The sequence below is a fragment of the Acinetobacter pecorum genome, from assembly GCF_014837015.1.
In the GTDB taxonomy this organism is placed as follows: Bacteria; Pseudomonadota; Gammaproteobacteria; order Pseudomonadales; family Moraxellaceae; genus Acinetobacter; species Acinetobacter pecorum.
Genome location: NZ_JACSPT010000006.1, coordinates 165,492 through 178,575, shown reverse-complemented (window position 1 = coordinate 178,575; position 13,084 = coordinate 165,492). Strand labels below are relative to the sequence as shown.

Below are 13,084 nucleotides of genomic sequence, written 5' to 3'. Positions count from 1 at the left end.
TGTACTTGACTTGGAAATGTCCATATAGGACATTTCTATTTGGTTATTAGGTAGGACATTTCTACTTGGGAATAACATCAATTTTTTATTTCTTATAAATCATGTTTTTATAGATTTTTCATGTTCCACGGTCATTTAGCAATCAATGTTCCATGGTTCTATTGAGTTTTAATAAATAATATCCAGTTTTTTAATGAGTTATTATTCCATATGCGGAAACTCAAATTGGATTTATAGAAGCGAGTAAGTTGGGTAATCATAAGAAACGAAAATATGTTATGTCTTTGATAGATATTAAATGCGCCGTTCAAAGAAACTTTATTTATTGTAAATCATAAATAATGAGTCATCTACGAGAATTCAACCTTTAAAATTACAATCCTATTTTTTTGGCAGAGTTACTTTAAAAAGCTTGAATACTTCTACTTAATTTAATTTTTATTGAAGTACATCACACAAATATTAAAAAATATTTTCTTTATAAATCAAATATATTTGAGCATATTTATAAAACGCTGCACAATGAAATCAAAATATATTGGCATAAATCTAAGATCAAGATTTGTGCAGTTGTGCATTTCCGGGGGAAAGAAAATGTTCACGGCAGAACTGTTGGACGAAGCAAAAAAATTCATGCATCACATGCTGACTAAAGTAGTGGAATATGGTGGCTCAGATTTATTTATTACGGCTGATTTTCCACCGAGCATCAAACATCAAGGCTTAATGAAACCTTTTGGACAACAGGAACTTACAGCTGAAAAAACCAAACTGTTTGCCTACAGTCTGATGAATGATAAACAGCGTAAAGAATTTGAAACTGAACTTGAATGTAACTTTGCCATTACTGTACCGGGCGTCTCCCGTTTCCGGGTCAATGTGTTCCAGCAACAACTTAATGTGGGCATGGTGATTCGTACCATTACTGCAGAAATTCCAAATTTCCAGAAACTGAAATTACCGGAATCCCTGAAACATGTGATTATGGAAAAACGTGGACTGGTACTGGTAGTCGGAGGAACGGGTTCAGGTAAATCAACTTCACTCGCAGCCATGATTGACTACCGAAATGAAAATTCAGCAGGGCATATCATTACCGTAGAAGATCCGGTTGAATATGTGCATAAACATAAAAAATCCATGATTACTCATCGTGAAGTCGGAGTGGACTGCCATTCTTGGCATAATGCGCTGAAAAATACCTTGCGTCAGGCTCCGGATGTAATTCTGATCGGGGAAATTCGCGATACTGAAACTATGGAACATGCGATTGCTTTTGCGGAAACTGGCCATTTGTGTTTGGGAACTCTGCATTCCAATAATGCCAACCAGACTTTGGACCGGATTATCAACTTCTTCCCTGAAGAACGCCGGAATCAGTTATTGATGGATTTGTCTTCAAATATGAAGGCGATTATTTCACAGCGTCTGATTCGGACTCAAGATGGTAAAGGCCGTCGGGCAGCGATTGAAATCATGCTGAATACACCTTTGATTTCCGACCTGATCCTGAAAGGCGAGTTTCATGAGCTGAAAGCCATTATGGCTAAATCCCGTGAACTGGGCATGCAGACTTTTGACCAAGCCTTATTTGACCTGTATAACCAAGGCGCCATTTCCTATGAAGAAGCTTTGCGTAATGCCGATTCTACCAATGAGTTACGTCTGCAGATCAAGCTGAAAAGCAATCGTCAGGACAGTACTGCACCAGCTAGTGAAGCAACCCAATTCACCATGATGCAAGATCCAAAAGCGGATGAGAAAGAAGCAGAGAATACTTCGGTGTCAGAATAAACCTTTACTCAAAACATCACAGGCAGAATTTTCTGCCTGTTTTGACTTATATTATTTATTATTCAATCCAATCCATAAAATTAGTCAGTTTTGCGTTGTACCAGCAGCTTAAAATAAACAATGCTGCTCAGCGTTAAAAGACCACACAAAATAAAAGCCAACTGATAACTATAAGCGGCAATGATGGCGCCAATGAGCAATGAACCGATGGCAATACCCAAATCATAGAATGTATAAAAAGTTGAGGTTGCATAGCCAATCCGATGCTTGGGGGCACGTTGAATCGCCAAGGTTTGAATACAGGGCTGCACACTGCCAAAACCTACTCCAATCATGACAGCAGCAAGCATGAATCCCCATAAGCTCTGGATCTGGCTCAGTAAAAATAGGCCCAAACTAAAAGCCACCAATGCCGGATAAATCACATATTGTGGACCTTTACGATCATAAATTTTTCCGGTGATCGGCCGTAAGCTCATCATGGAAATTGCAAAAACCACAAAGAACAAACCAGCATAAGCCATTAAACCTTTGCTGGCTGCAAAGGGAGCAATAAAGGACATAATGCTGGCATAAGAAAAAGAAATCAGCATGGCCAGTACCGCAACAGGTAATACCGTCTTTTCTACAAAATCTGTCAGCTCAAGTGATGTTTTCTTGTTAGAATTTTCAATTATTTTTTCAGGTTCTTTGACCGGAATCAGAAAACAGAAGGTAAATCCGATAAAGACCAGGGCAACCAGCAGTATGCTGACCTGAAAATAAGACCAGTATTCCATCAGGCTCAGACCTATAAATGGCCCTAAAACAATCCCCAGATTAACCGACATGACAAAATAGCCCATACCTTCGCCTTTACGCTGTTCCGGAATAAACTGGTTTACGACAGGCACACAAACTGTGGTCAAGATACTAAACCAGATACCATGCAAGAAACGGATGATAAACAGAATCGTGAGCTGATCAGCGAACAGGTAAGCTAAGGAAAAAATATTGAAAAATATTTCTGAGACAATTAAGGTTTTGCGTATACCGAATCTTTCGATAATTAAGCCGCTAAAAGGACGCACTGCAATGGCAGAAACCATAAATAAAGTCATGGCCAGACCGGCCTGGGTTAGATTACCGCCTAACTCTTTCAAGATGTAAATTGGCAAAATTGTAGTTTGTGCAAAATAGAAAATAAATAAAAACAGGTTATTGGACAGACAAAGTACAAATGACTTGGTCCAAAGAAGTGAAGTATTGTCGTTCATGAGGATCCTGAATAATATGTGCGACAAGCGCTGAGACTGCACATGAGTATTATTTTTATAAGCAAGCACGACAGATGGGCTGCAAAGCAAGTACCTTAATCACTTTAAGAAATATATGTGAAAAGTGCAATAAGTTTCCGACAGAAACACCTTGAGTTTAATCGGGAAAAATAAGTAAAAAGTTTGTCTTTTCTATAAAAAAATCAGCCCGGAGGCTGATTATCTGAATCTTGGACCAGCTTAGAGTCCAGCTTCATATTCTGTGTTGGAGAGCAGTTTTTCGACATCGGCCATATTGTCCGGCTTGATTTTATAGATCCAGCCTTTGCCATATGGATCATCATTAATAAAATCAGGATCATCTTCAAGATCAGGATTAATTTCAACCACTACACCAGACACCGGTGCATGAATATCGGAAGCAGTTTTGACAGATTCAACTACACCGGCCTGTTCGCCCGCAGTGATATGTGAATCAAGATCTGGTGCTTCGACATAGACCAGATCGCCTAATGCATCCTGTGCATGGTCGGAAATACCGGTCACAACAAGATCACCCTCAATGCGCACCCATTCATGTGTACTTGCGTACTTTAATTCTGCAGGATGATTCATTGATAACTCCTTAAAAATCTTAAGATCATTTTTGACATGTTTTATACATTCTTTTTAAGCAAAACAAAAGGCTTATACTTCCTTATAAATAAGGATCTTTGCGCCAGTTGCTCGGGCTGCGACCACTCCAGCGTTTAAACGCCCGGCTAAAATTGGCGACATCGCTATAACCCAGTTCATCGGCAATCTGTTCCAAGGTAAAATCTGTCCGGGATAATAACGAGGTAGCATGCCGGTAACGCACTTCATCGACCAGGGTAGAAAAGGAGGTGCCTTCGGCGGCAAGTTGACGTTTTAAGGTACGGTCAGACATATGCAAGCGATCAGCCACACTTTCAATACTGAGATAGTGTTGCTCGGCATGGGTCAAGATATCCCGGACACGCATGGCAATCCGGTGCCGTTCGCCCAAGGCAGAAAGTTCTGTTTCACACTGGTTAATCGCAATCTGGCTGGCAATCGGATCGGCATGTACCAGCTTGTTCATCAGGTAGCTTTTATCAAAACTCAGAATTAAATGCGGCTGTTCAAAGCGGAACTGATGGGTAGGGAACTTCGCCATAAAGCGTTCAAAACCTTCCGGCTTCTTAAAATCGAAGTCAATTTCTCCCGTTGCATCGTTAACGCCTGTAATCGCTTTGGCCATACTGATCAGACCAATCATCAAGGCAATGGAAATTTCGGTGCGCAGAGGTTCAAGCTGAATATCGGTTTGCAGTTGTACCGTGGCTTTAGCACCAAAAGTCGAGAAAAATAGTTGCAGGAAGGGTAAGCGAAGTTGAATAAATCGATTCGCCAGTACCAGCGCATCAGTAATATTATTCGCCGTCATAATGGCATAGCCAATAAAGCCATGAATCGAGATCCGCATCTGTGTGCCGAGATGATAGCCCAAGGTCGGTTCCCCGGTCAGTTTCAGGGCATATTTGACCAGTTCATTGGCGACAGGAGTTGGAATACGAAAATCAGGATCTGCCAACTGTTCACTGGTCAGGCCAAAAGGTTTGAAAAGCGACTCATTATTATAACCCCAGCGGGAAATGACATCGAGAAGCAGGAGACCGTAAACACCTGGAATTCCTTGGTCTTGGCGTGGAGCAATTGTTTTCATGCGCGATCCGTTGCACTCATTCAAATTTTTTTATTTATGAATAGATATTGGCATGAAGCCACCAAATTTTTCATTAAAATTGTTGGACAAAATTTTGGCGATTGTGACTGTACCTCTGGCAGATTAGCCTGAATTCAGCCTTAAAATCAATTAAACCACATAATTTTGTTGATCAAATTAGAATTATTTTATTGAACCTGTCATATTTCTGCATGGGCTAGCCCAAAATCTGAGAATACGGCGTAAGTGTAAATTAAAATTGAAACATGCTTCATGAGGGTACTTTCAATGCCCATATGCTGGGGAATTTCAGTAAAAAATATCGGATAGATGGCAACTCAAGGTTCATCTGTAGAGAAGATTTTAAAAAGAAAGGTCTGGGCAAAGTTTTCTTTTGTCCCAGACCTGTTCAGTATTGAAGCCGATCAAATCATCAGAAGTTTTGAAATCTTCTAGAGATCATATTATTCATGATCTTTTGATGCTTTGATTTGTTGCTCAATCAGCATGCCGCCAGTTTGACGCTGCCAAAGCTGGGCATAGATACCATTTAATGCCACCAGTTCATCATGCGTGCCTTGTTCGGCAATTCGACCCTGATCCATTACAATCAGACGATCCATCTGCGCAATGGTCGAAAGGCGATGCGCAATGGCAATTACGGTTTTACCTTTCATCAGTTCATCCAGGCTGTTCTGAATGGCAGCTTCTACTTCAGAATCCAGTGCACTGGTGGCTTCATCCAGAATCAGAATCGGCGCATCTTTCAGGAATACACGTGCAATTGCAATCCGTTGACGCTGACCACCGGAAAGCTTCACGCCACGTTCGCCTACATAGGCTTCATAGCCTTTTTTGCCGCGTAGATCAGTCAGATTTGGAATAAACTCTTCTGCTTTGGCTTTACGCACAGCTTCATACATTTCTTCATCGCTGGCATCAGGACGGCCATATTTAATGTTTTCCGCGACCGTGCGATGCAGCAGTGAAGTATCTTGGGTCACTAAAGCAATATTCTTGCGCAAACTGTCCTGAGTGACCTCATCAATATCCTGACCATCGATCAAGATACGGCCCTGGTTGAGATGATAAAAATGCAGCAACAGCTGAATCAGGGTGGATTTCCCTGCACCTGAACGGCCGACAATACCAATTTTTTCACCTGGATGAATGGTGAGATTAAACTGATCAATGACGTTTTTATCATTATAGGCAAAGCTGACATTTTCAAATTTAATTTCACCATGCTTTAGCTGCAGTTCTTTGGTACCTGGTTTATCTTCAATGGTAATTTTACGGCCTAAGGTCTTCATGCCATCTTGGATGGTACCCACATTTTCAAACAGGGCGGAGGTCTGCCACATCATAAATTCGGCAATACTGTTCAGTTTCAGTACCATTGCCGTAGTTGCGGCAATAATTCCCAGCTCGGCCTGACCTTCCATCCACAGCCAGATCGCGGTACCCAGTACGCCACCGTACAACACCACACTCAGCAGTAAAATACTGATTTCGTATTGCGCACCCAGACGCATCTGTTTATATACCGTGACCATAAATTCCTGCATCGAAGTTTTGGCATACTGGCTTTCGCGGCCGGCATGGGCAAAAAGCTTCACGGTCTGGATATTGGTATAGGCATCCGTGATACGGCCGGTCATGACCGCACGGGCATCCGCCTGGGCATTGGAAATTCGGCTCAAACGAGGAATAAAGTAACAAGCTGCACAGATGAACAAGGCTAGCCAGACCATCAGTGGAATGATCAGCAAGGGGGAAATTGCACCCAAAACAATATTGATGGTGATGAAATAAATCAGCACATAAGCCAGCATGTCACCCAGAATTACCCAGAACTCGCGTACTGCCAACGCCGTTTGCATGACCTTGGCCGATAAGCGTCCGGCAAAATCATTGTGGAAAAAATCTAGGCTTTGTTTCATCAGCAGATTATGAAAGCGCCAGCGTAAACGCATTGGGAAATTACTGTACAAAATCTGGTGCTTGATCAGCGATTGTGCACTGGCGAAAAAAATATTGGCCAGAAGAACAATACTCAGTAAGGTTAAATTACTGGCATGTTGCTCCAGAAAAGTATCCGGCTGGCTTTTACTCAGCCAGTTCACCAGGTCACCAATTTTTGAGTAAAGTAAGGCTTCGAAGCTGGCTGCACCAGCAGTACACAGTACCAGAATCAGCAAATAACGGCGTACGCCATAGGCTGCCTGCCAGACAAATGGAAAAAACCTGGTTGGTAAAGGTTGGTTGAGATTTTTGGTGGGATAGGGGTCAACCAGTCTTTCAAGCCATCGAAACATTATCGTACTCTTATCATGCATTTTGCTTTTCGAGAATTATAAAGGATTCTGTTTTTTTAAGCCCGTAATTGGGTGAAATTGCCACAAAATTATTTAAAAGTCAGACTTTACTTTTCAATATGGATACGTAATTCTAAACCCATAATTATATTAAATTTTAATCAATTTTTTATAATCAAAATAATCTCAAAAGAGAGCAGTAAGATATGAGTATTTGGGTAGTAGCTAGCCGTAAACGAGGCTCAGGAAAAACCATGATTGCCATGCATATCACTGAGTTATTACGTGGGCAAAGTCCTACGTTATTGCTTGATGCCAATCTGGAGCCGCAGGGTTTTGAATGGGCAAATCTGAAAAATGAAAAATTTTCTTTCGAGCATCTGGATGTCTTAAAACATGACAGTCATAGTCTGGATCACCGGCTGGATATGCTGAAACAGCAGTTCAGCTATATTATTGTTGATATTGATGGGCAGGATACACCTGCCTTACGTTCAGTCCTGAAACATGCAGATAAACTGATTATTCCAAGTTCCATTAATCCAGAAGATAGTCAGCTTGAAACCGAACTGGTGCAATTGGCGATTGGGATTGCACAATATAATACTCAATTAAAAGTTTATACTGTATTAAATAAGGTTCCTGAACAGCAGCTTGCGGAAATGAAGCAGACACAGAACCTGCTCAAGAATATTCCCGGTACGCAGTTTCTGAATACAGTAATTTATGAGCATCAAGGTAGCCAGAATTTATTATTAAATGGTGCAAGTATCTGTGACGATCAGATCAATTTAGAGCCTGATTTTTATAAAATGCTGCAGGAGCTTATGCAGGAAAAATCCTCTAAAATTTCAGGCTGACCCCCCAAAGATTAAATTTATATTTTAAATTATTGATTTTTTATCAAAACAGAATAGTTAAAAGCCTGAAATAGGACAGTATTTCAGGCTTAAAAAATTGTCGGAACTTATAATTAACTAATAATGGAAGAAGGTTGACTAAATGCTTCTTTTAAATCAAGACCTGAAGGGGCTTGGTACACTTTTAAACCAAATTCAGGAATAATCGCCAATAGATGATCAAAAATATCAGACTGGATATTTTCATATTCGGCCCAAACCGTGGTATTGGTAAAGGCATATATTTCTAGTGGTAGACCTTCACTGGTCGGTTGTAACTGACGCACCATCAGGGAGTGATTTTTGCTAATTCCCGGATGCTGTTGCAGATAGAACTCTACATAGGCACGGAAGGTACCAAGATTGGTGAGACGGCGCTGGTTGTACTGTGAATGATGGCTCAGTTGCAGGTTAAATTGTTCCAGCTCTTCTGATTTGGTATTTAGGTACTGATCCAGCAGAATAAAATTTTTCAGCTTGTTCTGTTCTTCAGCCGACATAAAATGTACGCTGTTTTGATCAATGTGAATCGAGCGTTTGATCCGCCGTGCCCCAGCTTCCTGCATGCCACGCCAGTTTTTAAAGGTATCCGTAACCAGTTTGTTGGTTGGAATCGTGGTCACTGTTTTATCGAAGTTCTGTACCGTAATGGTATGTAATGACATATCAATGACATCGCCGTCTGCATTTAGCGAAGGCATTTCAATCCAGTCGCCAATCCGTACCATGTCATAAGATGAAATCTGTACTGAAGCCACCAGTGACAAAATAGTATTCTGGAACACCAGCATCAGTACCGCGGCCATGGCACCAAATCCGGCCAGCAAGGTAAAGACATCTTTTTTCAGGAAAGTTCCCAGAATCATCAGACCACAAACGATGAAGATAATCAGTTTGACCAGCTGTAAATAACCCTTGATTGGCTTGTTACGCGACTTAGGATTGCGTTGATAAATCAGATTGAAAATATTGAGTAGTTCACCAATTGCCAGAGCAATAGTCAGGAAGATGAAGGCTTGTGCACCCATCTGGATGAAGGTCTCAACCTTGTCAGATAAATGCGGAACGGTGGTAATCCCGTTCATAATTACAATTGCGGGCACGATATTGGCAATGCGACGAATCACGCTATGCTCGGCAATGATTTCATTATGTGCAAAAGGCATTTTGGAAATCATTTTACGAATTCCACGTACCACAACCTGTTTGGCAAATAGATTGGCAAGAATGGCCAGTAAAATCACAATACTGAGTGAAGACAGCATTTCCAGCCATGGGTACTGATCTGCCCAGACCTGTATATTCTCGATCACCTTAAACTGTTCCAAGTTATCTTTTCTCATTCAATTAAAAAATAGTTATAGAGTTTATAGCTTTAGCATGAATTTTTTAATTTTAAATAAACTTTTAATACATTTCCTCATATGCTGTTTACTATCAAACGGTTAAAAAGGCCTGAAAATACAGCTCTAGCTTGGTTTCAAGTTTCATATTCAATAGATTTGCTACTGAATATTTTTTATGAGAAATAAGTTTTTATTTTTCAATATATAATATTTGAAGTTACAAAATATAGATTTGTATATTTAGTCATAGCTAATATTATTTGATTTAGGTTTACAAGCAAGAATAATTAAATTGAAATCAATTTTTTAATTATCTCATTTAATATTAATGCCTAAAGGTAGAATAATTATTAACATAGAATTTAAAAAAATAATGATTTCAAAAAAAACTCGCATGGCATAAAGAAAAGATATGAATAATATTTTAACAAGTATTGATTCTAAAAAGATGCTCGGCTGAGCTGATATTTAATCCAGATACTTTCTCAACATCCTATAATTATTTTAAAAGGTATGAATATGTATACTCGTCAAGCTAAAGTAGTTATTGAAAATAATCAGCGTAAATTTAAAACTACTGCACGCGGTTATGAAGTTTTGCGTGATCCTGCCTTAAATAAAGGGACTTCATTTAGCTTAGAAGAAAGAAAAGCTTTGGATTTAACCGGGATTTTACCACCCGTGGTGACGACTGATATGGAACTGCAATTAAATCGTACCTATCAGGCTTACCAAGCCTGTAACAGTGATTTGGATAAGCATATTTATATGTGGCGTCTGCATGATAATAATGTGACATTGTTTTATGCATTATTACAGCGTCATATGCTGGAAATGTTGCCTATAGTTTATGACCCGATTGTGGGGGAGGCAATTGAAAATTATAGTGAAATCATGACACGTCCACGTGGTGTTTTCTTAAGCATTAATGAGCCTGAAAGTATTGAAGAAAAGCTGCAGTCCTATGGTGCTGAATCTGGGGATATTGATCTGATAGTCGCTTCCGATGCTGAGGAAATTCTGGGAATTGGAGACTGGGGTTCAAATGGGGTAGATATTTCCATCGGTAAGCTGGCGGTTTATACCGCAGCTGCGGGAATAGATCCACACCGGGTCATCCCCGTAATTCTGGATGTAGGCACCAATAATGAAAAATTATTAAATGATCCGTCCTATGTCGGGAACCGGCATGAACGGATTCAGGGCAAAGCATATGATGATTTTATAGATGCCTATATAAAAGCTGCAAGAAAGTTATTTCCGCAAGCAGTATTGCATTGGGAGGATTTTGGTTCGACCAATGCCCGGCGGATTTTGGACCGTTACCGCGAAACCCTTCCAACCTTTAACGACGATATTCAGGGCACAGGTGCTATTGTGATGTCTGGTCTGTTAAATGCAGTTAAATTAAGTCAAACACCGTGGACTGAACAGCGGGTAGTGATCTTTGGTGCAGGCACAGCAGGCTGTGGTATTGCAGATCAAATCTGTGCTCAAATGATTCGTAGCGGCCTGACAAAAGAACAAGCCATTTCCCGAATCTGGTTAGTCGATTTGCCCGGCTTATTAACTGAAGATATGAATGATGGTCTTCTAGATTTCCAAAAAACCTATGTGCGTAAAAATGCTGAAGTTGCTGGTTTTAATCGGGTAGTTAATCATACTGCGATAGAGGCAAGAACACGTTGGCCCCATATGGCAGCATTACAAGCAAAAGCTAATCAAAATAAAGGGATTATTGATCTTGCAGAAACTGTTGCACAAGTAAGACCCACTATTTTAATAGGAACGTCTACCACACCGGGTCAATTTACAGAGCAGATTGTGAAACACATGGCCAGTCATGTTGAACGTCCCATCATCTTCCCATTGTCCAATCCGACATTACTACATGAAGCAACACCGCAACAGCTGATTGAGTGGACGAATGGGAAAGTATTTGTGGCAACCGGAGCACCATTTGATGATGTGATTTATCACAATGTGCGCTATAAAATTGGCCAGGCCAATAATGCGGCACTTTATCCAGGTTTGGGTTTTGGTGCAATTGTTGCCAAAGCTCAAAAAATCACGGATGAAATGATCTTTGCCGCCGCCCAGGCCGTGGCCAGTCAGGCAAATTTAGGTTCTGAAGGTGCCTCGTTATTACCATCAAATGCCGATCTGAGAGTAACTTCCAGTGTTGTTGCCTTAGAAGTGCTTCGTACTGCACGGGACCAAGGAATTTCTGAGCTTAAAACAGAAGAGTCTGATGTTGAGGTGATTCGTCAGGCTGCTTGGTGGCCCGTATATGTACCTGTAGAAGCTATCTAGTTTCAGCTTAAAAATGAGGATGTAGATGAGACGGGTTAAGCTGCATCTTTTTATTCTAAAAATACATTTCATCTTGTTATAGATGCAAAGGTGTTCAAATACCAGCTTAAGTCAATTTTTAATTATTTGAACTAAGATCTTGAAGATATAATTTAATAAAACCGGCCTGAGCCGGTTTTATTTATTAGATAAGAATAGGCTTACCACATCAAATCATCTGGAATCACATAATCTGCATACGGATCTTCTTCATCAGTCGTTTCTTCATTTTTCTCTGAATTATTCACGATGATAAAGCCTTGCATTTTGGCATTGATACGATCCGCCAGCGCTTTAGGCAGGAAAGCATAGCTTTCATTTTCGCGGGCGATCACCAGGCTTCCTGCAACCAGGGCATTATAAATTTGCTGATTCAGATAGACTTTCTTGATTTTAGAATTATCAATAAACTGATAGGCAATTTCACCGTCAGTGTCACGAATTTTATGCTGATTGATCATTTGCATAATAGCAGCTTTGAGCTCTTTTTCCTGCAGCGCTGCTTTTTTCTCTCGTTCAATCGCCTGATCTTTTGCTAGCTTTTCCTGTTTGGCCTGTTCAATTTTAGCCTTGATTTCAGCATCACTGCTATCGCCAGTGCGCTTTTCGTGAACGGCCTGTTTTGACAGTTTTTTTGCTTTCTTATTATCGACCAGACCTGCCTTTAACAATTGTGCCTGTAATGCGTTTTTAACCATAAGAATGTCCAGTTATGAGTCGAATTGATGTCGATAACGTATATAAATCACCCAGTAGGTGAGGCTGAGGGTCAGACTTAACACGACCGGGATCAGGAATGCGTTTAATTTTAAATAAGGATAAACCCAGCTGGCAAGAAGACCACCACCGAAAAAACCGAGTAAAATCAGAACATGTAAAATCACCCGGCGTGGTTCCACATCCAATCCGCGTATACGGTAGCCTAAGGCCAGACCAAGATCGGTCAGTACGCCAGATAAATGCGTGGTGCGAATAATTGCGCCCTTATAATGGCTGACCATGGCATTTTGTACGCCCATTGCTGTACAGGCCCAGAGCAGGCCATAGCGAGGAAAATAAGGGAGCAATATCCAGCTTAGCAGAATAAACAAAGCCACCAGGCTGAGCGGATAGCCATAAAGACGTCCTAACTGAAAGTGACTGTTACCCAGAATAAGACCGCTATACATTGAGCCAATGACATAACATAGCGTTACCAGAAACAGATACACGATATGCTGCGGTTCCCAATTCACCAGCGCCATGGCCAGCATACTGATATTACCGGTCATATGGGAAACGGATTGGTGCAGGACGGTAATCAGACCGAGTACATTAATCATGCCGGCATTCACGGCAAGAAAAAATGCACCCAGATGAATCCAGATGGGTAAACGCTGTAATGGCATAACAA

Annotated in this window: 10 protein-coding genes; 3 read left to right on the top strand and 7 right to left on the bottom strand. The window is 40.7% G+C overall.

All coding sequences use genetic code 11. The features are described from left to right. Positions 1-594: 594 nt before the first annotated feature. Positions 595-1,794, top strand: a complete 1,200-nt coding sequence (locus H9629_RS06720) for a PilT/PilU family type 4a pilus ATPase (RefSeq protein WP_005246179.1) — start codon at positions 595-597, stop codon at positions 1,792-1,794. 80 nt (positions 1,795-1,874) lie between these two features. Here the strand turns inward: H9629_RS06720 and H9629_RS06715 are convergent, their stop codons facing one another. The 4 genes from H9629_RS06715 to H9629_RS06700 form a co-directional block, all read right to left on the bottom strand. Beyond that, positions 1,875-3,077 carry an MFS transporter gene (locus H9629_RS06715; protein ID WP_404793718.1) on the bottom strand — a complete coding sequence of 401 codons (1,203 nt, stop codon included), beginning with the start codon at positions 3,075-3,077 and terminating at the stop codon, positions 1,875-1,877. Between the two features lie 213 nt (positions 3,078-3,290). Then, entirely contained in the window at positions 3,291-3,665 is a 375-nt protein-coding gene (gcvH, locus tag H9629_RS06710) for a glycine cleavage system protein GcvH (protein WP_004280423.1), read from the bottom strand. Positions 3,666-3,747: 82 nt separating this feature from the next. Continuing rightward, entirely contained in the window at positions 3,748-4,776 is a 1,029-nt protein-coding gene (locus tag H9629_RS06705; protein WP_064102928.1) for an AraC family transcriptional regulator, read from the bottom strand. 464 nt (positions 4,777-5,240) lie between these two features. After that, positions 5,241-7,094 carry an ABC transporter ATP-binding protein gene (locus H9629_RS06700; RefSeq protein ID WP_064102927.1) on the bottom strand — a complete coding sequence of 618 codons (1,854 nt, stop codon included), beginning with the start codon at positions 7,092-7,094 and terminating at the stop codon, positions 5,241-5,243. A 206-nt stretch (positions 7,095-7,300) separates the two neighbouring features. Here H9629_RS06700 and H9629_RS06695 point away from each other — a divergent pair, with 206 nt between their 5' ends. Then, positions 7,301-7,954, top strand: a complete 654-nt coding sequence (locus H9629_RS06695) for a P-loop NTPase family protein (protein WP_064102926.1) — start codon at positions 7,301-7,303, stop codon at positions 7,952-7,954. 113 nt (positions 7,955-8,067) lie between these two features. Here H9629_RS06695 and H9629_RS06690 read toward each other — a convergent pair whose 3' ends face one another. After that, positions 8,068-9,321 carry a mechanosensitive ion channel family protein gene (locus H9629_RS06690; RefSeq protein WP_064096836.1) on the bottom strand — a complete coding sequence of 418 codons (1,254 nt, stop codon included), beginning with the start codon at positions 9,319-9,321 and terminating at the stop codon, positions 8,068-8,070. A 537-nt stretch (positions 9,322-9,858) separates the two neighbouring features. On the opposite strand from H9629_RS06690, the gene H9629_RS06685 reads away from it, so the two are divergent. Beyond that, positions 9,859-11,652, top strand: a complete 1,794-nt coding sequence (locus H9629_RS06685) for an NAD-dependent malic enzyme (RefSeq protein ID WP_191730768.1) — start codon at positions 9,859-9,861, stop codon at positions 11,650-11,652. Between the two features lie 200 nt (positions 11,653-11,852). Here the strand turns inward: H9629_RS06685 and H9629_RS06680 are convergent, their stop codons facing one another. Both H9629_RS06680 and H9629_RS06675 read right to left on the bottom strand, forming a co-directional pair. Beyond that, entirely contained in the window at positions 11,853-12,389 is a 537-nt protein-coding gene (locus tag H9629_RS06680; RefSeq protein ID WP_064096684.1) for a DUF2058 domain-containing protein, read from the bottom strand. Positions 12,390-12,401: 12 nt separating this feature from the next. After that, complete coding sequence (locus tag H9629_RS06675; RefSeq protein ID WP_064096685.1) at positions 12,402-13,079, bottom strand: YoaK family protein; 678 nt, start codon at positions 13,077-13,079, stop codon at positions 12,402-12,404. Positions 13,080-13,084 lie beyond the last annotated feature (5 nt).

What these genes read in the sequence shown, in the direction of transcription:
- H9629_RS06720 (WP_005246179.1), top strand. Translation starts at nt 595, where the DNA reads ATGTTCACGGCAGAACTGTTGGACGAAGCAAAAAAATTCATGCATCAC.
- gcvH (WP_004280423.1), bottom strand. Translation starts at nt 3,665, where the DNA reads ATGAATCATCCTGCAGAATTAAAGTACGCAAGTACACATGAATGGGTG.
- H9629_RS06705 (WP_064102928.1), bottom strand. Translation starts at nt 4,776, where the DNA reads ATGAAAACAATTGCTCCACGCCAAGACCAAGGAATTCCAGGTGTTTAC.
- H9629_RS06700 (WP_064102927.1), bottom strand. Translation starts at nt 7,094, where the DNA reads ATGTTTCGATGGCTTGAAAGACTGGTTGACCCCTATCCCACCAAAAAT.
- H9629_RS06695 (WP_064102926.1), top strand. Translation starts at nt 7,301, where the DNA reads ATGAGTATTTGGGTAGTAGCTAGCCGTAAACGAGGCTCAGGAAAAACC.
- H9629_RS06685 (WP_191730768.1), top strand. Translation starts at nt 9,859, where the DNA reads ATGTATACTCGTCAAGCTAAAGTAGTTATTGAAAATAATCAGCGTAAA.
- H9629_RS06680 (WP_064096684.1), bottom strand. Translation starts at nt 12,389, where the DNA reads ATGGTTAAAAACGCATTACAGGCACAATTGTTAAAGGCAGGTCTGGTC.
- H9629_RS06675 (WP_064096685.1), bottom strand. Translation starts at nt 13,079, where the DNA reads ATGCCATTACAGCGTTTACCCATCTGGATTCATCTGGGTGCATTTTTT.